At 59.8% G+C, this 24,392-nt stretch carries 17 protein-coding genes; 5 read left to right on the top strand and 12 right to left on the bottom strand.

Annotation, left to right across the window (positions count from 1 at the left end):
* The coding region (locus A7D21_RS29030; RefSeq protein WP_069553318.1) for a TonB-dependent siderophore receptor at window positions 1–1,699 on the top strand (1,699 nt) is incomplete at its 5' end.
* Between the two features lie 135 nt (window positions 1,700–1,834).
* Window positions 1,835–4,360: a sulfite reductase flavoprotein subunit alpha gene (locus tag A7D21_RS29025; protein ID WP_069553317.1), complete on the top strand. Its 2,526-nt coding sequence runs from the start codon at window positions 1,835–1,837 to the stop codon at window positions 4,358–4,360.
* Between the two features lie 131 nt (window positions 4,361–4,491).
* On the opposite strand, the gene A7D21_RS29020 is transcribed toward A7D21_RS29025, so the two are convergent.
* The 7 genes from A7D21_RS29020 to A7D21_RS28990 form a co-directional block, all read right to left on the bottom strand.
* Complete coding sequence (locus tag A7D21_RS29020; protein ID WP_069553316.1) at window positions 4,492–6,033, bottom strand: alkaline phosphatase; 1,542 nt, start codon at window positions 6,031–6,033, stop codon at window positions 4,492–4,494.
* A 93-nt stretch (window positions 6,034–6,126) separates the two neighbouring features.
* Window positions 6,127–7,113 (bottom strand): guanitoxin biosynthesis L-arginine gamma (S) hydroxylase, encoded by a 987-nt coding sequence (gene gntB / locus A7D21_RS29015; protein WP_069553315.1) that lies wholly within the window; start codon window positions 7,111–7,113, stop codon window positions 6,127–6,129.
* Between the two features lie 247 nt (window positions 7,114–7,360).
* On the bottom strand, window positions 7,361–8,476 hold the full coding sequence (locus tag A7D21_RS29010; RefSeq protein WP_053254359.1) for an aminotransferase class V-fold PLP-dependent enzyme: 1,116 nt from the start codon (window positions 8,474–8,476) through the stop codon (window positions 7,361–7,363).
* Window positions 8,473–9,693: an MFS transporter gene (locus tag A7D21_RS29005; protein WP_069553314.1), complete on the bottom strand. Its 1,221-nt coding sequence runs from the start codon at window positions 9,691–9,693 to the stop codon at window positions 8,473–8,475. Before A7D21_RS29005 ends, A7D21_RS29010 begins: the two co-directional genes overlap by 4 nt.
* Complete coding sequence (locus tag A7D21_RS29000; RefSeq protein WP_069553313.1) at window positions 9,690–10,994, bottom strand: hypothetical protein; 1,305 nt, start codon at window positions 10,992–10,994, stop codon at window positions 9,690–9,692. Before A7D21_RS29000 ends, A7D21_RS29005 begins: the two co-directional genes overlap by 4 nt.
* On the bottom strand, window positions 10,991–12,052 hold the full coding sequence (locus A7D21_RS28995; RefSeq protein ID WP_069553312.1) for a low specificity L-threonine aldolase: 1,062 nt from the start codon (window positions 12,050–12,052) through the stop codon (window positions 10,991–10,993). Before A7D21_RS28995 ends, A7D21_RS29000 begins: the two co-directional genes overlap by 4 nt.
* A gap of 10 nt (window positions 12,053–12,062) precedes the next feature.
* Entirely contained in the window at window positions 12,063–13,025 is a 963-nt protein-coding gene (locus tag A7D21_RS28990; protein ID WP_171902654.1) for a proline dehydrogenase family protein, read from the bottom strand.
* Between the two features lie 560 nt (window positions 13,026–13,585).
* Between A7D21_RS28990 and A7D21_RS28985 the strand changes: the two genes are divergently transcribed.
* Window positions 13,586–14,527, top strand: coding sequence for a LysR family transcriptional regulator (locus A7D21_RS28985; protein WP_053254354.1), 942 nt, complete (start codon window positions 13,586–13,588; stop codon window positions 14,525–14,527).
* 108 nt (window positions 14,528–14,635) lie between these two features.
* On the opposite strand, the gene A7D21_RS28980 is transcribed toward A7D21_RS28985, so the two are convergent.
* The 3 genes from A7D21_RS28980 to ptsP are packed head-to-tail and all read right to left on the bottom strand — an operon-like array spanning window position 14,636 to window position 20,157.
* Window positions 14,636–16,345, bottom strand: a complete 1,710-nt coding sequence (locus A7D21_RS28980; protein WP_053254353.1) for a PTS fructose-like transporter subunit IIB — start codon at window positions 16,343–16,345, stop codon at window positions 14,636–14,638.
* An 11-nt stretch (window positions 16,346–16,356) separates the two neighbouring features.
* Window positions 16,357–17,298 (bottom strand): 1-phosphofructokinase, encoded by a 942-nt coding sequence (pfkB, locus tag A7D21_RS28975; protein WP_053254352.1) that lies wholly within the window; start codon window positions 17,296–17,298, stop codon window positions 16,357–16,359.
* Window positions 17,299–20,157, bottom strand: coding sequence for a phosphoenolpyruvate--protein phosphotransferase (gene ptsP, locus A7D21_RS28970; RefSeq protein WP_053254351.1), 2,859 nt, complete (start codon window positions 20,155–20,157; stop codon window positions 17,299–17,301).
* A gap of 294 nt (window positions 20,158–20,451) precedes the next feature.
* Here ptsP and cra point away from each other — a divergent pair, with 294 nt between their 5' ends.
* Together cra and A7D21_RS28960 are read left to right on the top strand one after the other, a co-directional pair.
* On the top strand, window positions 20,452–21,447 hold the full coding sequence (gene cra / locus A7D21_RS28965; protein ID WP_053254350.1) for a catabolite repressor/activator: 996 nt from the start codon (window positions 20,452–20,454) through the stop codon (window positions 21,445–21,447).
* Window positions 21,448–21,449: 2 nt separating this feature from the next.
* Window positions 21,450–22,226 carry a TatD family hydrolase gene (locus tag A7D21_RS28960; RefSeq protein WP_069553310.1) on the top strand — a complete coding sequence of 259 codons (777 nt, stop codon included), beginning with the start codon at window positions 21,450–21,452 and terminating at the stop codon, window positions 22,224–22,226.
* On the opposite strand, the gene A7D21_RS28955 is transcribed toward A7D21_RS28960, so the two are convergent.
* Both A7D21_RS28955 and A7D21_RS36715 read right to left on the bottom strand, forming a co-directional pair.
* Entirely contained in the window at window positions 22,173–22,601 is a 429-nt protein-coding gene (locus A7D21_RS28955; protein ID WP_053254348.1) for a hypothetical protein, read from the bottom strand. The two genes, A7D21_RS28960 and A7D21_RS28955, sit on opposite strands and share 54 nt — an antisense overlap.
* Before the next feature lie 127 nt (window positions 22,602–22,728).
* Window positions 22,729–23,433: a methyl-accepting chemotaxis protein gene (locus A7D21_RS36715; protein ID WP_371850823.1), complete on the bottom strand. Its 705-nt coding sequence runs from the start codon at window positions 23,431–23,433 to the stop codon at window positions 22,729–22,731.
* Between the last annotated feature and the right edge of the window lie 959 nt (window positions 23,434–24,392).

Here is a 24,392-nt window from a genome sequence, read left to right as displayed (position 1 = left end):
CACCTACGGCTCCGACCAGACCCGCCGCTACGTGCTTGATGTAAACCGTCAGTTCCTCGACACCGCCGCGTTCCGCCTGAACCTGATGAGCCATGAGCAAAACGTGGCCGGGCGTGATGTGATCGACTACGACCGTTGGGGCGTCGCACCGTCGCTGACCTTCGGCCTGGGCACCCCGACCCGCGTCAACGTCAGCTACTACCACATGGAAAGCAACGACCTGCCGGACGCCGGGATTCCATACGGCTACAGCAACAGCGGCGCCAAAGCCGTTCATGTGCATGACAAACCAACCGACGGCGGCGACAGCAGTAACTTCTATGGTTTGAAGGACCGCGACTTCCGCAAGACCCGCGCCGACATCAGCACGTTCTCGATCGAGCACGACCTGAACGACACCATGACGCTGAAAAACACCCTGCGCCATGGCAGTACCGGTCAGGACTACATCCTCACCCAGCCGGACGACAGCCAGCACAACGTCAACCAGTTCGGCACTGTGTGGCGTCGCGCCAACAGCCGCGTGTCGACCACTGACACCACCACCAACCAGACCGATCTGTTTGGCAATTTCCAACTGGCGGGCATGAAGCACGCTTACTCGACCGGCCTGGAATTCACCGGGGAAGAAACCCGCATCAGCGGCTACACCGTCAGCCCGAATACCAACCCCACCTGCACCGTGGCCAAAGGCAGCCTGGGCGGCCAGTGCACATCCTTGAGCAACCCGACACCGGACGACGCCTGGACAGGCAGCGCCAAACGCAATTACCTGGGCACCAACACCAAGGCCACCAGCCGCGCGGCCTATGTGTTCGACACCATCGAACTGGACCCCAAATGGCTGCTGAACGTCGGCGTGCGCTACGACACCTTCGACACCGTGGCCAACACCAATGCCGCTGCCGGGCGCACTAAAATCAAGGACGACAGCCAGTTCTTCAACTGGCAGGCCGGCCTGGTCTGGAAGCCGCTGGACAACGGCAGCATCTACACCTCCTACGCCACCTCGGCCTCACCGCCCGGCGGCCTGGTCGGCGAAGGTGCCGATGGCAACCCACTGTCTGCCGGTGCCGCCACCAGCGACCTGAAACCGGAAGAAACCGTTAACTATGAGCTGGGCACCAAGTGGGACCTGTTCCACAGCCGCCTGTCCCTGACCGCTGCGGTCTTTCGCACCGAGAAGAAAAACACCCGAATCCTGGTGGACGCGATGACCTACCAGAACGGCGGCGAGTCTCGCGTCGACGGCCTCGAACTGTCCGCCAGCGGCAAACTCACCGATCAATGGCAAGTGTTCGCCGGCTACAGCTACCTGAAAAGCGAGCTGGTGGAGGCCGGTCTCAACGGCCGTAATGGTGTCATCAGCGCGGGCTCCAACAAAGGCAACGCAATGCCCAACACGCCGAAGAACACCTTCAGCCTGTGGACGACGTATGACATCACACCCAAGCTGACCATCGGCGGCGGCGCGTTCTATGTCGACCAGGTCTACGGCGACGCCGCCAACACGGTGTACGTACCGGCGTATACCCGCTACGACGCCATGGCCAGCTACAAGCTGACCAAGAATGTCGACCTGCAGTTGAACGTGCAGAACCTGACCGACAAGACCTACTACGACAAAGCCTACGCGGCACACTTTGCCAACCAGGCGGCCGGACGTACGGCGCTGTTGACCACCAGCTTCCACTTCTAAGCACGCTCGGCCTTGAGCCAAAAGCCCCACGCATCGGATGCGTGGGGCTTTTGCGTGTAAAACAGAATGTTTCTCGACAACTCACGGCATAATGCGCGCCGTGACCTACTACCCAGATGAGCGAGGCCGTCAGACGTGTTGAAGAAAACCCTGTTCCAGTTGCACTGGTTCTTCGGCATTACGGCCGGCCTGGTGCTGGCGTTGATGGGGATCACCGGGGCTGCGGTCTCGTTTCAGGATGAAATGCTGCGGGCGCTCAACCCCTCGGTATTGCACGTCGAGAAACGCGAAGCCGGCGTGCTGCCACCGGCCGAACTGGTGCGCAAACTCGAAGCCACCGAAGGCAAGACCGTGTCGATGCTGTGGGTCGAAAGCGAAAGCGGCAACGCCGGCCGCGTGTCCTTTACCCCGCCGCCGGGCGAGCGTCGTGGCCAAATGCGCTACTTCGACCCCTACACGGGCGACTACATGGGCGACGCCGTCGGCCAGGACGTATTCGGCTTTATCCTGCAGTTGCACCGTTTTCTGGCCATGGGCGACACCGGCCGGCAAATCACCGGCGCCTGCACGCTGATCTTGCTGTTCTTCTGCCTCTCGGGCCTGTACCTGCGCTGGCCGCGCCAAGTCACGAACTGGCGTGCCTGGCTGACCGTGGACTGGCGCAAAAAAGGCCGCAGCTTCAACTGGGATTTGCACTCGGTGTTCGGCACCTGGTGCCTGCTGCTCTATCTGTTGGCCGCACTGACCGGCCTGTATTGGTCCTACGATTGGTACAACCAGGGCCTGAACAAACTGCTGTCCGACGCCCCGCACAACGAGCGCATGCGCAAGCACGGCCCGCCGCCCGAGGGCCCGGCGCCAGTGGCCAACTACGCGGCAATCTGGAGCAGCATCTACGCCAACGCCGGCCCCGGCTTGAGTGCCTATAACATCCGCATGCCAGCCGTCGCCGGACAACCGGCCATCGTGTATTACCTGCTCAAATCATCGCCCCATGACCGGGCACTGAACCAGATCAACCTCGACCCGGCCACCGGCGAGGTCACCTCCCACGCTCAGTACGCGAGCAAAACCCTCAAGGCGCAATGGCTGACCAGCATTTACGCGCTGCACACCGGCAGCTACTTCGGCTTGGTCGGTCGCATCATCATGACCGTCAGCGCGTTGTGCATGCCGTTGTTCTTTATCACCGGCTGGCTGCTGTACCTCGACCGTCGCCGCAAAAAGCGCCAGGTTCGCGATGCCCGCAAAGGCCTCGGCGCCAACCACAGCGACGCCCCGGCCTGGCTGATCGGCTTTGCCAGCCAAAGTGGCTTTGCCGAGCAACTGGCCTGGCAAACTGCCGGGCAATTGCAGGCCGCCGGGATGCCGGTGAATGTGCAGCCCCTGGGCAACGTCAGCCAGGATGACCTGACCCGGTCAGAAAATGCGCTGTTCGTGGTCAGCACCTTCGGTGACGGTGAAGCCCCCGACAGCGCTCGCGGTTTTGAGCGCGGCGTGCTCGGCCAGGACCTGTCGCTCAAAGGCCTGAATTACTCAGTGCTGGCCCTGGGTGACCGCCAGTACGAACACTTCTGCGGCTTTGCCCGGCGCCTGCACTTTTGGCTGACCCACCAGGGCGGCAACCCGTTGTTTGCCCCGGTGGAAGTTGACAGCGGCGACACCGAGGCCTTGCTGACCTGGCAGCAGCAACTGGGCCAACTCACCGGTCACGCGCCGGCAACGGTCTGGCCAACCGCCCAGTACGACAACTGGGCCCTGACCTATCGCACCCTGCTCAACCGCGGCAGCGTCGGCTCGAACATCTACCTGCTGGGCCTCACGCCGCCGTCGCCGCAAAACTGGCTGGCCGGTGACCTGGTGGAAATCCTGCCGCGCAATGGCCCCCAGGCGATTGAACACTTCCTCGCCGGCCTGGGCCTGAACGGCAACGATAGCGTGCTGCTCGACGGCCTGGCGCAACCCCTCGACCAGGCACTCGCGACCCGCCAACTGCCGGACAACCGCACGCACCTGGTCGGCCTGCATGCCCAGGCACTGGTGGACGCGTTGGTGCCGTTGGGCCTGCGCGAATACTCCATCGCCTCGATTGCCAGCGACGGCGTGCTGGAACTGATCGTGCGTCAGGAGCGGCACCCCGACGGCAGCCTGGGCCTGGGCTCCGGCTGGCTGACGGAACACGCGACCCTCGGCTCCGGCATCAGCCTGCGCCTGCGCCGCAACAGTGGTTTTCACTTGCCACAGGCACCGGCGCCACTGATCCTGCTGGGCAACGGCACCGGCCTCGCTGGCCTGCGCAGCTTGCTCAAGGCGCGCATTGCCGATGGTCAGCAGCGCAACTGGCTGCTGTTTGGCGAACGCAATATCGCCCACGACTACCTGTGCCAGGACGAGCTACAAGGCTGGCTGGCCAGCGGCGACCTGGCCCTGCTGGACCTGGCGTTTTCCCGTGACCAGAAGGAAAAAATCTACGTGCAGGACCGCCTGCGCGAGTCGGCGGACGTATTGCGTCGATGGCTGGCCGATGGCGCGGCGATTTATGTCTGCGGCAGCTTGCAGGGCATGGCGACGGGTGTGGATCAGGTGCTGCACGACGTGCTGGGCCGCGAGGCGGTTGAGCGCTTGATTGAACAAGGCCGCTATCGCCGGGATGTGTACTGATCCCTGAAAAGACACAGGTCAAAATGTGGGAGCGGGCTTGCTAGCGAATACGGTGGTTCAGTCGACAGATTCGGTGACCGACACTCCGTTTTCGCGAGCAAGCCCGCGCCCACATTTGATTGCATTTCAAATCAGACCGGCTGCAGTTTTTGCTCGAACACTGACACCCCATCCAAATCCCGCAAAATGACGGTCAACTCCGCCGTCTGCCCATCAATCTGCACCTCACCAAAAAATTGAAAACCGGCAAACGGCGAGGTGTTCTGCGCGGGCGGCGCCTTCTCGAACACCACCTGCGGGCCAAAGGTTTTATCCAAGGGGTTCGGTCCGAAACTCCCGGCATTCAACGGCCCCGCTACAAACTCCCAGAACGGCTCGAAATCCTGGAACGCCGCGCGATCAGGGTGATAGTGATGCGCCGCGCAGTAGTGCACATCCGCCGTCAGCCATACATGGTTGCGCACCTGCTGAGCGCGCAGAAAGCCCAGCAGTTCGGCAATCTCCAGCTCGCGGCCTTGGGCCGGGCCAGGGTCGCCGTTGGCAATCGCCTCCCAGCGCGGCACACCGGGGCTGACCTCACCATCAGGCACACCCAGGCCGATGGGCATGTCGGCCGCGATGACTTTCCACTGCGCCTGGGACGCCTTGAGTTCGCGCTTGAGCCAGTCCAGTTGCTCGCGACCGATGAAGGGTTTTGCGCCGCCCAGGTTGTCATCGTTGGGGCCGCGACAGCTGCGCATGTCCAGCACGAACACATCCAGCAAAGGGCCGTAGCTGAGCTTGCGATAGATCCGCCCGCCACCGTCGGCGCTCTGCCGGCGCATCGGTGAATACTCCAGCCAGGCCTGGCGTGCGCGGCCGACCAGGGTGTTGATGTCCTTGGTCTGGTAACGCTCATCCAATTGCTTGCTCGGCGACCAGTTGTTGACCACTTCATGATCGTCCCACTGCCAGATCTGCGGCACCTCGGCATTGAAGCGGCGCACGTTTTCGTCGAGCAGGTTGTAGCGGTAGTTGCCGCGATATTCATCGAGGGTTTGCGCGACTTTGCTCTTGGCTTCGGTGGTGATATTGCGCCAGATGCGGCCGTCTTCAACAGTCAGCTGCGCGGGCACCGGGCCGTCGGCGTAGATGGTGTCGCCGCTGTGAATAAAGAAGTCCGGCAGACGCAGGCGCATGGCTTCGTAGATGCGCATGCCGCCGATGTCCGGGTTGATGCCGAAGCCCTGGCCGACGGTATCGCCGCTCCACACAAAACGAATGTCGCGGCGCTGTTGCGGCACGCTGCGCAAGTGGCCGAACCACGGCTCGCTGGCGACGCCGGTCTGGGCGTCTTCAAAGTGCACGCGATAGAAAATCGCCTGATCGACCGGCAGCCCGGTGAGTTCGACGCGGGCGGTGAAGTCGGTGCGGCTGTCGGCCAGCGGCGAGATGAATTTACGCGGGTTGCTGAACACACTGCGGGTGTCCCACTCCACCACCATCTTCGCGGGGCGGTCGCTGCGGCTCCAGATCATCGCGCGGTCGCCCAGCAGGTCGCCGGACTGCACACCATCGGTGAGTTGCGGCCGGTCTTTCACCGAGGCGATCACCGCCGGGGCCAGGCCCGGCAGCAACAGACCGGCGCCGACGGCTTGCATCACGCGGCGACGGCCTAAGTCGAAGTGGCTCATGCAGGTGCCCTCTGAATAGTCAAAGGGGAAACTTAACCATGGCCGGATGAAGCGGTTATGACAGCCCCCACTAGGGCTTTAGCTGTCAACGTATTACTCGGTGACGAAGACCGCGCTGATTGTTCCGCTGCGATAAGCCTCGAATATCTGACCAATGCAGGATTTGGCATCGCCCTTGGCTGTGAATATCCCACCGCAACCTCGGTTGGCAGCCGCGTAACGCTCATCGTCCATCAACACGTCATGTGCTTTCTTCAAGTTCCAGAACGGAATACCGGCAAACAGGTGATGGGTGAGGTGGTAGTTATCGCCATGCATTCCGATGATCAAGCGCTCCAGCAACGCAGGAAAACGGTTACGGGTGAGCTCCACTTCTTCTTTGTAGACACCGAACCTGCCGAAGTGCTCGGAGACTTCGGATAACCAGCCAATCACCTGGAACACCGTGAAATACGGCACCAGCCAAAACAATACATAGGCCCATGGACTCATGAAGTAGCTGAACACCAACAGCAACACGGCGTGAGTTGCCAACAGTTTCACGCCCTGTGACGGATTGGCCACAACATCCCCGGCACGGTTTTTCACGAGGTAGAGGAAGTAGCGATAGGTATTGGCCAGTGTCAGGCTCTTGAGCAAATGCCCGATCAGGAAATCGAAGCGGTCGGTCGCGTTATACAAGCCCGACTCAATGTAATAGCGATGGTCCGGATCTTTATCGGGGTCACCGAGATTGTGGTGGTGAAGCTGGACATGCGAGCGGCGGTAAGCCTCATAATTTTGAAAGATCGGATAGCCCAGCAGATACTCGCCAATGATTTTGTTGAGCTGCTTGCTTTGGGTCAGCGTCATGTGCGCTGCCTCGTGCAACAGCGAAGCCAAGGCGCGTTGCCGAGACCCAATAAACAAGATCGCCAGCGGGTACAAGATGTTATAGCGATCGGCAATATAGACCGCCAACACGATAACGGCCACGTCGGCCAATACGGCCAACAGCCAATGCCAGTTGTCCTTTTGGTACAGTGCACGCAGTCGCTGTTTCACTTCAACGCCAGGGTTAAATTTATTTACGTTACCCATCAGAATTCCTTTTCCTCAACTTGAGGCGCACAGCGCAACTAACGCTGATACGCGATATTATGGCAGCCCGTCACACGACTTGAGATGGATGGTCACCCATCAATACCCGTAGTCACTTTCGGACTTTATTAACGTTTCGGCTGATCGACTGAATGATATAAGAAGCGTACTTTTATTGCCCCTGGCCATCTCACATGACCGGCGACATAACCCGCGGCACCTCCCTCAACTTTATACCGTGCGCTTGTTACAACTCTGCCAACAACTTCATAAACACACTGACATCCTCTGGCGTGTTCTTGTTGTTAATTGACAAGCGTACGAAACGATCATGCCCTTGCCCCAACATATAGTACGGCGTGTGCGAGGCATAACCTGGCCAGCTGTTCACACCTTGCGCACGCATATAAGCGACCAGTTCGGTTGCCGAACAGCGATCATGGGTAAACGCAATAATTCCTGCCTGTTGCGTACCCGGCGCGATCACATTGATGTGCGCGGTCTGTGCCAATTGCTGATAAAGGTGTCGGTACAGCCCATGCTCAATACTGTAGGCCACCGACAGGCGCTCTTTGATCGCCTGATTCAACCCAACAACCGCCGCATTGTTGCGTTCGGCGTATTCATAACGCCGAGCATCATCGGCCCCCAGTGTTACGCCCCCCCGGGCATCCACACAGGCTCTGCTCAGGTCAGTGAAGCGCGGTTGTGCAACCGCCAGGAAACCATCGGACAGGTAGGCAAACCCCGTGCCTCGAGGCCCGCAAAGAAACTTTCTGCCCGCAGCCGTCAGCACATCAGCGCCAATTGCCAGCATGTCCAGAGGCAGCATACCCACAGATTGACAGGCATCGACAAAGTAGAAGCAGGGGAAATCGCGCAGGATACGACCCACCGCCTCGACATCATTCACGATGCCGCAGCAAGAAGGCACATGCACCACCGAGACCAGCATGACTTGCGCGCTCATGTGCTGCGCGAGCCATTGCAGATCCAGGTCGCCATTTGGCAAGAGTGGCATGACGTCAATCACGACACCGTGGCGGCGCTGTAACTCGGACAGCGCAATCAGGTTGCCGGCGTACTCGTAAGGCGTGACCACGACACGCGCACCGCAGGACCAGTTCAGCGCGTTCAGCGCCGTGACCCAGGCCTTGGTAGCCCCCTCGAACAGTGCAATGTTGCGGGGTTTGGCGCCGAGCAATCGAGCAATGCTTTCATACACTTCGCCGTCCAGCGTTGCCGCGTGAGACAGTTCGGTTTCATAGGCGCCGTTTGCATATTCCTCTTGCAAGTAAGTCTGCATCAAACGCAGTGTTTCAGAGGAAACGCGCCCCGCACCTGCCGTATTGAAATGGATCATCGCTCAGCCCCGTGCCGTGAACCCATAAAATAGAAAACGCTGGCCAACACGATGCACGTGGACAATACATAGAACATTGCCTGAGGCGCATACAACGACAACGCCATGCCACATAACACCGGCCCGAGCGCGGCGCCGAGGTTCGACAAGTTCTGCGCGCCGTAATAAACGCCGCGCATATCCTCGGGCGCAATGTAATCAATAAACAAGTATTCCGCCGGTATGATGATGATTTCGCCCACGGTAAAAACAATCATCGCGATCACCCAGACAACAGGGACGTGTGCATAAGCAAAGCCCATCAGCCCGACCACGAAGAACAGCATTCCCAGCATCAACATGCGAAACATATTGTGCTGATTGATCCGAGAGCCAATCAGGTACTGAAGGCTGATAACCACACACGCGTTGGTCGTCACCAGGTAGTTGATTATCTGATAGGCGTTTTGCGGGTCGCTCGTCACGATCAGGTATTGGGACAAGTAAGCAGTGAATTGCCCGAAGACGATCGCACTGAGAATACCGCCAATGGTGAAACACACCAGTCGGTAGTTCCTCACCAAATGCATCAACACACTGGCAAAACGTGGCCCCTGCGCGCCATTTTCCACGCCCGACGGCCGAGGAATTCGCGCCCCCACCAGCGCATACAGCACGACAAAAACTGCGCCGATCAGCGCGGCCACCGCAAACGGCAAGCCGGGACTGACGTTGGCAAACAGCACACCGAGAAAAGGGCCTACGGCATAGCCGACATTGGTCAAGGTGTACTTCAGCGAGAACACCCCGCCGCGCTTGTCCGGTGCCACCAGGAAACCTATGCCGGATTTCACCGCGATATCCACCACCGCATAGGCAAGGTTCACCACCACAATCGCGACGATGAACGGCACCAGGCTGGTGACCTGGAACGCCACGGCAAACGCGAGGGCAAACACTGTGGCGGCAGCGAGAATGATCCGGTAGTTGGAGAAACGGTCCACCAGAAACCCGCCATACACCCCTAGGACTGAACTGACGATCAACGCCCCGCCTACCGCAAGGCCGATATCCGCCACTCCCAGACCGAACGCCTCAGAGAAGTAAATAACCAGATAGGGCAGCGCGAGCGCCCGGGCAATGGTCAAGATGAAGGTCGCCGACAGCAGCAGGATCACTGGCCGGTCATAGACTTTGGCTTGACTCTGGATTACCAGCCCCTCCGAGACTTCTTTCATGCCAGCATTTCCCTGTAGACATTTGGCTCATGCTCACGCAGCAATTCGATACTGTTCTGAATGTTCGCGCGGTTGCTATCGAGGATGAATACGTGACCTGGGCAGTTTTCCAGGGAAATCGTTTGCTTAAGCACGCCTTCGTCCTGGATTTTTATGCTGTGCACGCCCGGGATCGCCTTCCACGACGTGATGTCCGGTTGACGTTTGATCGGCCCTTCCTGGCGAGCGATCAGGAACACACAGCTGGAATGAAAGTAGAGTTTTTTTCGCGGCTGCTGGCGGTAATCAAGAAACGCTTGAGGGTTAACCAGCGAGTCAATCCACAAGCTCAACTGGTTATGCCCCAAGGCACGCGTATAGGCCGACAGATCGATGCCGCCCGGCATGCGCGCAGCCGTCTCAAGCAACACGGGCTGATCATCGACAATCATCAATTCGCTATGCCCCACACCCTGCCGGATACCCAAGGCGTCGAGCACGGAAAAGATGTACCCCGACAGTCGGCTGTAGACGTCGGCATTGTCCACCGGGCACATCAGGTGGTTGTAGTCATGCACCGGCGAGGCACCGATACGGGTGCGGTAAACGCGGATAATTTCACTGACATAGTGCAGCCCATCGACACTCACGGTATTCACGCAGTATTCGATATCGACGTCCTTGGATTTGCTCAGCATTAACTCGGATTTGAAATCCGAGTTATCCAGATATTGCTGCACCAGAATCGTCTCATTACTTTCCAGGAAGATATTGCGGCTGGATTTAATGACCTCAAAGGCGTGTTCAATGTCGCTGACTTGCGTACAAATATGAATGTTGTCGGAGCCCGCGCTTTTAACCGGCTTCAACACCACCGGTAACATATCGTGCTCCTTGACCCACTCCAGAATGCTCGGCAACGCGTCTGATTTGAAGTGTTTGATCGAACGCACACCCGCCCGCGACAAGGCCTCGTGCATTTGATACTTATCACGCCAGCGCACAGCGTGGGCCGGGTTGTTATGGCGCGCAACATTGAATTGCGCAGCCAGGTGAGCGGCCAACTCAACGCCGAACTCACAACCGGCCAGTACGAACTGCACGTTGTACTCGGACAGTGCCTGCTGCAGTTCGGCATCGGAACGGTAAAGTATGTCGTGGATGAAGTCCACGGTGCGGAACCAAGCTTCGTAAAACCCATTCACTTCGGCGGTCGAGCGCACATGCACACATTCGTACCCGCGTGACATGAACGCGGGCGTGATCAAACTGCCAATCGAATACGCATCGACGATCAGAACAATATTTTTCTTATAGATCACTTGGCGAGCTCCCGCGCTGACGTCAGTTCCCGTACAGCGGCTTTAATAATGCCGGCGGCCTTCAGAACATCAGCACGACTGGTATTAATGTGCGGCATAAAGCGCATTTCCCGCGCGTTATAGGGCAAGCCGGCAACACCTTGCTGGCTCAGGAAAGTACTGAATTGCATCGGCGTCACCCCCAGCGAAGAAACGTCCAGGGTCACCATGTTCGTGCCCTTGTAATGCGCAGGCGTCTCATCGATATCGCTGAGTAAACGATGCAGCAGGGCCGCATGTTCATGGTCCTCGGCCAAGCGCTCAATATTGTTGTGCATGGCATAAAGCCCGGCAGCAGCCATCATGCCGGCCTGATGGAGATCGCCGCCAAACCACTTACGGTATTTCTTGGCACGCTGTATCAACGCCTTGGTGCCCACCATGATCGAGCCAACAGGTGCGCCCAGTGCTTTGGACAAACACATGGACATGAGGTCGGCGTTTTCCGTGTACGAGGTCACATCAATGCCGGACGCGATAGAGGCGTGGAGGATGCGTGCACCATCCAGGTAACGATAGGCTTCGATCGACTTGGCATAACTGAAGACTTCGTTCATCTGCGCCAAGGGGAAGATCGCGCCGCCTTTGCATCCCAGGGTATTTTCAATCACTACCACGCGAGGCAAGGCGTAGTTCTGATTCCATCGGCAACGGGACGCGTAAAGCTTTTCAAGGTCACTGACGTCAAACAACCCGTTTTCATGGGATGACAGCGAAAAGTTGCCCCCCGAAAACGCTGACGTTGCCGCGGCCTCGTAATAGTTGATGTGGTAGGACGCATCCAGAAAAATCTCATCGCCCGGCTGAGTGAGGGACTTGATAGCCAACTGGTTGCTTAAGGTGCCGCCCGTGGTGAAGAGTGCCGCTTCCTTCTGGAAGTAATTGGCACAAAACTCTTCAAGCGCACGCACGCTCGGGTCTTCACCAAAACATTCATCCCCGACTTCCGCATTGTAAATAGCCTTGCGCATGCCTTCCGTTGGCTTGGTGACCGTATCGCTTCTGAGATCGATAAACATAACTGCTCCGTTAGTAACCTGCGCCAAACGTGATACGGGAAGGGTCGTAGAAGTCGGCAAGCGCCTCGAGAACGTTGTCCGGCGACTCGGCCAGACGATGCAGGAAATGCAGGTACCAACTGTCGCCATAGACCGCAGCAATCCGACAGTTCAGGCCTGCTTCCCTGGCGCTGCGTAATACCTCAGGCTGGACGCCGTGGAGCATTTCCAGCTCCTCGATCTTCGAGTTATAACCGCCCGCGAACAGGCGCTTGATCAAGTTGGGGTCCTGCGTTGCACAACTCACTGGAATACTGGCGGCCAGTAAATTATCAAGCAACATCAAGTAACGATTATCCAGTTCTTCACCACGGGGCAAAGCAACATCGAGCGCTTCGTTATAAACCCCTTTGACCAATCTGACTTTACGCCCATAACTGATGATGCGCGGTAAGTCATTGACGGTTCGGTGCAGGTGCGCCTGTACGGTAATACCCACATTGAGATGAGCCGGTGCAAGTTCGGCATACACTTCCAGAATTTTATCGACAGCCGAAGAGTGCTCCATACTGATCATTACAGGAATATCGTGTTGAGCCGCCGCCGCCAAAATAGCCGAAGCATTGCGATAAGCTGTTTCCTGAGAAATGAGCATCCCCACAGCACTTAAATCAAAGCCCAACTGTGGTTTTAAACCCGCGTCGGCAAACCGTTGAACGGCACTCAGGTACTCGCCGACGAAGCGCTGTACCACGTGTGGGTCATGATTCTCTTCACCCACATACTCAACACCCTGTTGGTAGCCTTTAGCCGCCAATGTGTGCAGCTTACGGTTCAGTTCCTGCGCGTCAGAGGCAATAATATAACGATGGGCAGCCTGCTCGAACAATTTGAAAAATAAAGAGTTTTTATCGAATGCGTCGCGACATTCCTGGTTCAGCGCCAACTTCTTGAGCCCTGCACACGCCAGTGTATAAATTTCCTTGGACGGCACTTCTTTCTCCTTGCTAACGAGGGTTTGCTCACACATGAATTCTTATAAAAAACACAGTTAACGCACTACAACTTCACTACCAACAGCACCCAGGCCGCTGTGTTTTAGACAAAGCGGGGCCTGCCTGACAACTGCCTTTGTTTGGCATAAGACGGGCATATCAATTCATTAGGTTAAGTGTGCTGTCGATGCCGAACGATACGTAATTGATCAGCTACGCCGCAGCAGCGGGAAGCGCTCTGACCCCTGCCCTGATACAAAAGAACGCCGGGGGAGCAAAACAAAGCCGCCCCTTGAACGGGCAACCAGAGCAAGCATGTTTATTGCTCGAAAAGAGATCGCTATAAAAGGGGCCGAGAACAGGACACTGACCGCCACCCAATATTTTTTTACCGTTACCAGCATCCTTGCCTCGCCGATCAAATAGGTCGTTTTTATGACAGTGTTTATAGCGAATCACTGACAGGTGTTCATGGACTAAGCTTACCGCCGCGCCACGTTCTGATTTATGATCTTTTTTACCAGATAGGTGGAACTGAATTCATGGATACAGGGTGTGTATGTTTTCCTCAGAACGCTTGAAAGGCATTGATGTGTTCGTCTGCGTCGCGGAAACCGGCAGCTTCAAGGCCGCTGCCGAGAAAATGAATTTGACAGGCTCCGCCATCAGTAAAAGTATCGCGCGGCTGGAGAGCCGATTGGGCACCCGACTTTTTCAACGCACCACCCGGCGCCTGGCGCTGACGGATGCGGGGACCGCGTTCTACAGCACCTGCATCGGCGTGCTTGCAGACCTTGAAGAGGCCGAATTGTCACTGCAAGTCGAAAATATCGAGCCGCGTGGCCGGATTCGAATTGACCTGCCTGGCGCGTTCGGCCGTGCCCAAGTGCTCCCCACCCTCCTGCGGTTCATGCAGGATCATCCGCTGCTGATACCCCACGTGACGTTCTCTGACGGTTTGATCGACCCGTTCCAGGAAGGTGTGGACGTGGTCGTACGCATTGGCGGCGCGGACGTCTGGCCCGAAAGAGTCGAGCACCGTTACCTGGCCAGTGAATGGCATACCTTCTGTGCATCCCCGGCCTATTTGGCCAAGCACGGCACGCCTCTCACGGATCAAGACCTGGAGCATCACCAGTGCATCGCCTATGGCTGGGTGGACGGCAACATCACGCCGTGGAGTTTCGCAGGCGCACACCCCGGCGCCATAAAGCGCCAGCCAGTACCCGCCCAGTTGGTGATTGGGAATGGAGAGGGGTTGTTGATGGCGGTAATGGCAGGCTGTGGTATCGCGCAATTACCCTCGTGGCTGATTAATCAGCAGTTGGAAGAGGGCACATTGGTGGAGGTGCTGCCCCATTTGGCGACCGAGGGCATGCCGATCCACCTTGCCTGGGTCAAAAGCCGTCAGGCGCTGCCAAAGGTCAGCACCTTGCTGGAGGTGCTGACGGACAGCCTGACGCCAGCAGGTGGCATATTAGGGGGGCTTAGACGAACGTAATACCGTTGAGATGCCAGGCGACCCCGAGGTCGCCTTTTCACTCCGATGGGCAACTGCGATCACCCAGGCGCAACCACAACGCCGTGATCCCATTACCGGCTCGTGCCGTCAGGTCGGTGCGACCGCCAGTTCGACTGCTTCCGGGCGCTTGATCAGCGCGTACACCAACCCGGTCAACAGGCTACCGGCAACAATCGCCAGCAAGTACAGCAGTGCATGGTTCATGGCGTTGGGGATCACCAGCACAAACAGGCCACCGTGAGGCGCGGCGAGTTTGCAACCGAAGTACATCGACAGCGCGCCGGTCAAGGCGCCACCGGCGATGCTGGCCGGAATCACGCGCAGCGGGTCTTTGGCCGCAAACGGGATCGCCCCTTCGGAGATAAAGCACAGGCCCAGAATCATCGCGGCCTTGCCTGCCTCGCGCTCGGTCTGGGCGAACTTGCGCCGCGCCAGGAACGTGGCGATGCCCATGCCAATCGGCGGCACCATACCGGCGGCCATGGTCGCCGCCATAGGCGCGCCGCTCGAGGCCGCCAGCAAGCCAACCGAAAAGGCGTACGCCGCCTTGTTGATCGGCCCACCCAAATCCACACACATCATGCCGCCCAACAGGATGCCCAGCAGCACCGCGTTGGTGGTGCCCATGGTGCTGAGGAAGTCAGTCAGGCCGGTGAGCAGTCGCGCGACCGGCGGGCCGACGAGATAGATCATCGCCAGGCCCGTAAACAGACTCGCCAGCAACGGGATGATCAAAATCGGCTTGAGCGCCTCTAGGCTCTGCGGCAATTTCACCGCGCGGGTGATCAGTTTGACGCAATAACCGGCGAGAAAGCCGGCGAGGATGCCACCGATAAATCCGGCCCCCAATGTGCCCGCCAACAACCCGCCGATCATGCCGGGCGCGATGCCGGGACGGTCGGCAATCGAGTAGGCGATGTAGCCCGCCAGCAACGGCACCATCAGCATAAAGGCCTGGTCGCCGACGGTTTTGAGGGCCGCCGCCAAGGTGCCTTTTTCTTCAAAGGCCTGGATGCCGAACACGAATGACAAGGCGATCAACAAGCCGCCCGCCACCACCATCGGTAACATGAACGACACGCCGGTGAGCAGGTGTTTGTACACACCGGTTTTTTCTTTTTTGGCCACCGCACCGCTGGCGGCACTTTCCACCGCGCCTTCGGCCAATGCCTTATTGAGCGTGGCTTCGGATTGCTTGAGGGCGATACCGGTGCCGCAACGGTAAATCTTCTTACCGGCGAAGCGCTCGGTGGCGACTTCGATATCCGCCGCCAGCAGCACCACGTCGGCGTCGGCGATCGCTTGCGGGCTCAACGGCGTGCGCGCGCCCACCGAGCCCTGGGTTTCGACCTGCAAGTCATACCCCAGGCGCTTGGCCGTTTGCTGCAACGCCTCGGCGGCCATAAAGGTGTGGGCCACGCCGGTCGGGCAAGCCGTAATGGCGACGATACGGGGAGCACTCTTCGCCGCCGGTGCTGCGCTGGCGACATAGACCTGGGCCTCTTCGGCACCACGGCGCAATACCGCCTCGACATCCGCCAAGGCCTGGGCCGGTGTGCTCTGGAACACACGCTTGCCGACAAACCGCTGCATATCCACCGGCGTGCTGCTGACCAGCAATACCCATTCGGCTTCATCGAGTGTGGCCTGGGACAACTGGCGCTCCGGGTGCTGCACATCCACCACTTCAACGCTGGTGTGCAAGCCCATGCGCTGCGCGGCGGCGTCCAACAAGCGGGCGCACAGCACACTGGTGACCATGCCGTTCGGGCAGGCAGTAACAATGGCTAACTTCATCACAAACCCTCTTATTGTTCTGTCAGCGCGCGCACGTGGACGCCGCTTTCGAGACGCGCCAACTGCGCGTCATCGCTGATGCCAAAACCGATCTGCGTGACGGCCATGGCGGCAATCGCCGTGGCCCGGCGCAGGGTACTTTCCGGCAGATCAGCACTGAGTAAACCGTGCAGCATCCCGGCCAGCAGCGAATCCCCCGCGCCCACCGTGCTGGCGACGCTGACCTTGGGCGGCGTGGCATGCAGCGCCATGCCCGGGCTGAACCAGTTCACGCCGTCGGCACCGTGGGACACCACCACATGCTCGACGCCTTGGGCATGCAAGCGCTCGGCGGCCTGGGCCTGTTGCGTGATCGAGTCTGCAGGGCAATCGAGGGCGTCTGCCAATTCTTCAGTGTTAGGTTTGATCAACCACGGGCCTGCCTGCAAGCCGACGCGCAAGGCTTCGCCGCTGGTGTCGAGGGCGACTTTCAAACCGAGGCTTTTCAGATGTTCCAGCAACCCTTTGAACCACTGCGCAGTGACGCCACCCGGCAAGCTGCCGGCGACCACTACAGCGTCGTGCCCTGGCGCAATCAGCGTCAGTTGGTTGAGCAACGCCGCTTGCGCCTGCTCATTGACCTGCGGCCCTGGCGCGTTGATGTCGGTGACCCGGCCATCCTGTTCGGCGATCTTGATATTGCTGCGGGTTTCGCCCGGCACGCGGATAAACGCGTCGGCAAAGCCACGGCGGGCGATCAACGCCTCAAACGCCTGAGGGTTGTCTTCACCGAGAAAGCCGCCCACGGTGACGTGATGACCGAGGTCCGCCAGCACTTGGGCGACATTCACGCCTTTGCCGGCGGCATGGGTCAGCAGGGTTTCGCTGCGGTTGACTTCACCCGGTTCCAGGCGTGCCAAGCGTACCGTCAGGTCCAACGCCGGGTTCAGCGTCAGGGTCAGAATCTTCGCCATTTACACGGCCTCCACTAGGGCTCGCACTTCGGCGGGCGAACCCACCGCAAGGGCTTTTTGCGCCAGGCCCTGGGCCTCGCTCAGACTGAATTCACGCACCCGCGCCTTCACTTCGGGAATGCTGCGGGCCGACACGCTCAACTCGTCCACTCCCAGGCCAATCAGCACCGGCACCGCCAGCGGGTCCGCCGCCAATTCGCCGCACACGCCGACCCATTTGCCATGGGCATGGGCGGCGCGCACGGTGATGTCGATCAACTGCAACACCGCCGGGTGCAGGCCATCCGCCTGCGCGGACAGGGTCGGGTGGCCACGGTCGATGGCCAGGGTGTATTGGGTCAGGTCGTTGGTGCCGACACTGAAGAAGTCGACTTCCTTGGCGAGTACCGGCGCCAGCAAGGCAGCGGAAGGCACCTCGATCATGATCCCCAGTTGCAAGTCGGCCACCGGGATTTCCAGGCGCAGGCGCTCGGTCATATCGCGGGCGGCGCGCCACTCATCGACGCTGCCGACCATAGGAAACATGATGCGCAGCGGCCGGCTATCCGCCGAGCGCAACAACGCACGCAATTGCGCTTCCATGATCTGCGGGCGTTGCAGGGTCAGCCGAATACCGCGCACGCCCAGGAAGGGATTTTCCTCTTGGGCAATCGGCCAATACGGCAGCGGTTTGTCGCCGCCCACATCCAGGGTCCGCACAACCAGCGGGCGACCGCCGAGGCCGTCGAGTACGCGGCGGTATTCGGCTTCCTGGGTGGCTTCATCCGGCGCTTGCGGGTGGGCCATGAAAATCAGCTCGGTGCGCAGCAGGCCGATCCCTTCAGCACCCTGCTCCACCGCCGCGGCAACGCCGGCGCTTTCGCCGATATTGGCAAACACTTCCACGGCGTGGCCGTCGCGGGTCAGGGCCGGTTCATGGCGCTGGGCCGAGGCGGCTTGCAGACGTTGTTCGCGGGTGTCGCGCTCGACGGTGGCGCGTTGCAGGGTGGCGGCGTCGGGGTCGACATGCAGGCGACCGCGCTGGCCGTCCAACAACAATGGCGTGCCCGAGGCCAACAGCAACACCGTCGGCCCGGCCCCCACCAGGGCGGGAATGCCCAAGGCTCGCGCGACGATGGCGCTGTGGGCGGTAGCGCCGCCACGGGCGGTGAGGATACCGGCGACGCGCGTCGGGTCCAGACGCGCGACGTCGGAGGGCCCGACTTCTTCCATCACCAGAATGTAGGGTGCGCTCGGCTCCTGAGCGGTTTCAATGCCGCACAGTTGCGCCAGCACACGGCGGCCGATGTCGCGCAGGTCGGCGGCGCGCTCGGCGAGCAAGGCATCCTGCAACGACTCCTGCTGCTTGGCAGCGGCTTCGATCACGCTCATCCACGCGGCTTCGGCGCTCTCGCCTTGCTTGAGGCGGGTGCCGACTTCGTCAGTCAGTTCCGGGTCGTCGAGCATTTCCTGGTGAGTGATGAAAATCTCGCGGATGGCTTTGGCCTGGCTGCGTTCGATCAGGCCCTGAATATCGCGGCGCACGTCGGTCAAGGCGTTCTGCAGGCGCTCGCGTTCAATCGCCGAGGATTCACCGCGCAGTGGGTAATCGACGACGTGCTGCGTCTGGATATGCGCAGGGCCGATGGCGACACCAGGCGCAGCGGCGATAGCCTGGATCTGGCTGCCGGACACGGGTGCGCTGAGCACCGGTTCGATATCCAGCGTTGCCGGTTGCGCACTGGCGGTCGGCAGTGGCTCAACGTCTTCGCCGAGGCCTTCCTCAACGGCCGCCAGCAACGCGGGTAATGCGTCACCGGCAATCGCTGGCTCGGCCACAAACTCCAACACCTGGCCGCGACGGGCGCCGAGGCTGAGCAACTTGCTCAGGCTTTTTACCGATACAGCGCCAACCGGGCCATCAACGATGCGCACGCGGATATCGCCGTCAAAACTTTTCGCCAGTTGCGCGAGGATCTTCGCCGGCCGCGCGTGCAGGCCATGGGCGTTGGCCAGGGCAATGCGCACACTCGGCCAATCGGGTGGCAGTTCGCCGCCGAGCACTTCAAGCACCGCACGGCTGCTGGTGGCACGCCCCAGTTCCTGGCCGCGACCTTCAATCAACAACGCGCACAGGCGTTCCAACAAGGTTTGATGGGCTTCGCCGAGACTGGCCAGGCAGAACAAACCGTTGAGTGGCTGGCCGAGGTAACGCATGGGTTTGTCCGGCGTGACGAAGGCCAGGCCCGGACGCTTGACCGTCTGCTCGCTGTGCAACCACCACAGGCCATCGCCCAAGGGCAGTGCGTCGACTTGCTGCAACACGGCGGCAAAGCCGTTGCTGACGCAATCAGCCTGGCGCAACAGGCGTGCGCCGCGCCACACCAGCTCTTCGAAGTCATCGGCGGACACGCCAAGGCTGATCATCTGCGCATCCAGCGCCAGTTCCTGCGGCGCGCCTTGCAGCAGTTTCAGCAACGCTTCGGCATTGCCGGCACGGCGCAGCGCCTCGCCCAGATCGGTTTCACCAAGGGCGCGGGTCAGCAGTTGCAGCAGGCGCAGGTGTTCATCGGATTTGGCGGCAATGCCGATGGCCAGGTAGACGATCTGGCCGTCCCCCCAGTCCACCCCGTCGGGAAATTGCAGCAGGCGCACGCCGGTAGAAAAGACCTGGTCGCGGGTTTCCGGGGTGCCGTGAGGGATGGCAATACCTTGGCCGAGAAAGGTCGAGCCTTGGGCCTCACGGGCTTGCAAGCCACTGAGATAACCCTCGGCGACCAGGCCATCGGCCACCAGTTTTTCAGCGAGCAGGTGCAAGGCAGCAGATTTATCCACAGCCACCTGGCCCATGGATATCTGCTCTACAGTGAGCTCAAGCATGCCGTTCTCCTAGTTAGTGCGGTGTGCGCACTAGGTATTGTTTTGAATAAATCAGCGAGGCTGTGTTCAAAAATAACTGACTGAGTGGTCAATTGGCAGTAGCCATTCAGTCGCGAACGTCGTAAAAATACGCTGGCTGAAACGTTTAATCTAGAATTTATGGCAGATTACGCGCTAATTATGCAAGCTTGAAGGACCACTCGGCGCTTGAGCTCGGACAATAGTCCTGTGCAGGAATCGGTTAGGATTGGACAAAATGTCGGGGCAAGCTCTAAAAAACAAGGAAATCCCGGTTTGAAACTCAGTGATATCGCACGTCTGGCCGGTGTGTCCGTGACCACCGCCAGCTATGTCATCAATGGCAAGGCCGAACAGCAACGCATCAGCAACGCGACCGTCGAACGCGTGCGGGCGGTGGTCGAAGCCCATGGCTTTACCCCCAATCCTCAGGCGGCCGGTCTGCGCAGTCGGCATTCGCGCACCTTGGGCTTTATCCTGCCGGACCTGGAAAACCCCAGTTACGCACGGATTGCCAAGTTGCTGGAACAAGGTGCGCGGGCGCGAGGCTATCAGTTGCTGATCGCCAGCTCCGACGATGATGCGGACAGCGAGCGCCAGTTGCTGCAACTGTTTCGTGCGCGGCGCTGCGATGCGCTGTTCGTCGCCAGTTGCCTGCCGGCCAGTGATGACAGCTATCGCGAGTTGCAAGCCAAGGGCCTGCCGGTGATTGCCATCGACCGGGTGATGGAACCGGCGCACTTTTGCTCGGTGGTCAGCGACGACCGCCAGGCCTGCCAGCAACTGACCAGCAGCCTGCTGCAACCGCTGCCCAAGCAGATCGCACTCATCGGGGCACGGCCGGAGCTGAGTATCAGCCAGGAGCGGGCTGCCGGTTTCCGTGAAGCACTGCAAGGGTTCACCGGCGACGTCATCGTCGAACAGGGTGAAGCCTTCAGCCGTGACTGCGGCCGACAGTTGATGGAGCAACTTCTAGATCGGCTGGGGCATTTGCCTGACGCGTTGGTGACCACTTCCTACGTGTTGCTGCAAGGCGTGTTCGACGCGCTACACGACTTCCCGCTCAAATCACGGCCGTTGCGCCTGGGCACGTTCGGTGACACCCAATTGCTGGACTTCCTGCCGCTGCCGGTCAACGCCATGGCCCAGCAACACCAATTGATCGCCGACACGGCCCTGCGCCTGGCCCTGGCCGTCATCGAAGAAGAGCAGTACCAGCCGGGCGTGCACGCCATCAGCCGGACCTTCAAGCAGCGTATTCACGAGGCTTGAGCGTGGAACTGATCGACACCCACACCCACCTGGACTTCCCGGACTTCGACCATGATCGCCGGGAAGTCCTCGCCCACAGCCGCCAACGAGGTGTGCAGCGTATGGTGGTGTTGGGCGTCTATCAGCAGAATTGGCAACGGCTGTGGGACCTGGTGCAGGAAGATGAAGGCTTGTTCGCCGCCTTCGGCCTGCACCCGGTGTACCTCGAGACGCATCGCCCCGCAGACCTGAACGAGTTGGGCGACTGGCTGACCCGCCTGCACGGCCATCGACAGTTATGCGCCGTCGGCGAAATCGGCCTGGACTACTTCCTTGAAGAGCTGGATCGCGAACGTCAGCAAAGCCTGTTTGACGCCCAGTTGAAACTCGCGGTGGACTTCCAGCTCCCGGCCTTGCTGCATGTCCGCCGCAGCCATGCGGCGGTGATCGCCACGCTCAAGCGCATCCGCCTGCCACGGGGCGGCATTATCCATGCCTTCGCCGGCAGCGTTGAGGAGGCTCGCGAGTACATCAAGCTCGGCTTCAAGCTGGGCCTGGGCGGCGCGGCCACCTGGCCTCAAGCCCTGCGCATGCACAAGGTGCTGGCGCAACTGCCCCTTGAGGCCGTGGTACTGGAAACCGACTCACCGGATATGGCCCCCGCGATGTACCCCGGCCTGCGTAACAGCCCGCAACACTTGCCGGACATCTGCAGCGCGTTGGCTGAACGCATGGGCATCAGCCCCTCATTGCTGGCCGAAACGAGCACCCGCAATGCGCGCGAGTTGTTCCGTTGGTAGCACGCTGACCGCCTGCAAATCCAACGTCAGCCGCTGCCGGTAACGGCTATAGCGCAGCACCAGACAGTGGGCCAGCAGCAGCACCAGTGAAATATTGAGTTGCCCGATCACGCTGACTACCCCGACCCATTCGGCCAACAACGCCACGATCAACACCACGCAGGTGAGTACCATCATGCTGGGGCGCACCATCGCCCAATGGTCCAGCGACTTGAACTGGCGCAATTGCCGGGGGCAGTTCAACTGCACAATCCGCTGGCAATACGAGCAATCAAAAGGCTCGTGAATGGCAATGGCGTTCAACTGCCAGGGCTTGAGCTCAAACGTAATGTCGCAATGGGCGCAGTGCCCTTTGATACCGGTAGCAGCAATCATCGCCGTACCTCCCTTGGACCGTGATGGGTTGAAACAAATTTTCACCCATCCAGGCCCGCAAAGAAGAAGCACAGACAAATCAGGACGAGAGCCACGCCATACAAGACCAAAACCCTACACGCACGCCCTACACACGAAACGCCCCGATCAATTGTTTCAACTCGATCACCTGCATCGACAGCTGCCGGCTCGCCGCCTCTGTCTGATGTGCGCCCTGAGCCGCATGCTCGCCCGCGCGATTGATCTCGACTATGTTCTGGTCGATATCGTGGGCGACGGCAGTTTGCTGCTCCACGGCCGCCGCGATCTGCTGGTTCTGGTCGACGATCATGCCCACGGCACCCAGGATATTTTCCAGGGCTTGCTGGACCTGTTCCGACTGCCCCACCGTGCCATTCGCCATGGCGTGGCTAGCGCCCATGGCCTTCACTGCCGCACCAACACCGCTGTGCAAACGGCTGATCATCTGTTCGATTTCTTCGGTGGAGTGTTGAGTACGCCGAGCGAGGGTCCGCACCTCATCGGCCACCACCGCAAAACCACGCCCCTGCTCACCGGCACGCGCCGCTTCAATCGCGGCATTGAGCGCTAACAAGTTGGTTTGTTCGGCAATACTTTTGATCACCTCCAGCACGCTGCTGATGGACTGGCTATCGACGGCCAATTGATTGATAACCCGCACCGACTCATCAATCTCCGAGGCCAGGCGCGCGATGCTGCCTTGCTGGGATTGCACCAGACCGCGGCCGCTGACAGTCTCATCGTTGACGCTATGGGCGCTGCTGACCGCCGCCGCCGCGCTGCGTGCCACCTCCTGGGCCGTGGAAGACATTTGGTTCATGGCTGTCGCCACCTGTTCAATCTGGCTGCGCTGGCCACTAACCGCCTGATTGCTTCGAGACGAGACCGCCTCCACCTGGCTGGCTTGCAGTTCGACCTGGCTGACGGTGCACCCGACGCGCTCGATCAGGTCGTGAATTTTGGCGACGGTGGCGTTGAACACAAGGCCCAGGTCCCCAAGTTCATCGCGGCTTTGCGCGACAAAGGTGACCGTCATGTCCCCGGCCGCCACCTTGTCCATCATCACCCCCAGGCGCCGCAACGTGGTGCGGGTCGAGGCGTAGAAACCGGCGTACAAATAAAAGATCAGCAAGAACACCCCCACCAGGGCCGACACCAGCGCCACCATGTGCGTGCGTTTTTGCGCCAGGCGCTGCTCCAGTTGCTGCTCAATAAATGTCAGGGTGGCTTCATTGAGCCGGTAGGTCTGAGCCATCAGTTTGCTGACGTCCTCGTAGAAGCCCTGCCACGGGGCGTCGAGGGTTTCTGCCATGACCACCTGTTCTTCAAACAACTCGCTGGCCTGCTTGAGCGTGGCGCTGCTGGCCTTGGCCACGCTGTCGAGCGCCGCATGCGCCGCGTTGCTGGCACCCAGTGCATCCTGCAACTTCAAGGCGTATTCGGCCTGGAGCTTCTCCAATTGCTGCAGCAGTTCATCAAAGCGCGTACTGGAGGATGAATTGAGAAAGCCCAGGCCCAGGGAATACGCGCCCATGGCCCGCCCCTCGCCCAAGGCTTGGGTGACTTGCGGGGTCACGCTGATGACCAGGTCACTGAGTTGGCGCAGATCGCTCTGGGAATCGCGGCTCAAGCCGGATTGACTGGCGATGATCTGGCTGAGCATCTGAGCCTTGTTGAGTAATTTACCGATCAGCGCGCTTTTGCTCAGCAGCGAAGTTTCCTGTTGCTGGGCCTTGAACGCGGCGACCAATTCATCGCGTTTGCCTGCAA

It is taken from the genome of Pseudomonas sp. AP19 (assembly GCF_001728855.1).
Taxonomy (GTDB): domain Bacteria; phylum Pseudomonadota; class Gammaproteobacteria; order Pseudomonadales; family Pseudomonadaceae; genus Aquipseudomonas; species Aquipseudomonas fluorescens.
The sequence above is the reverse complement of the archived record's forward strand: the minus strand, read 5'-3'. Positions and strand labels throughout refer to the sequence as shown.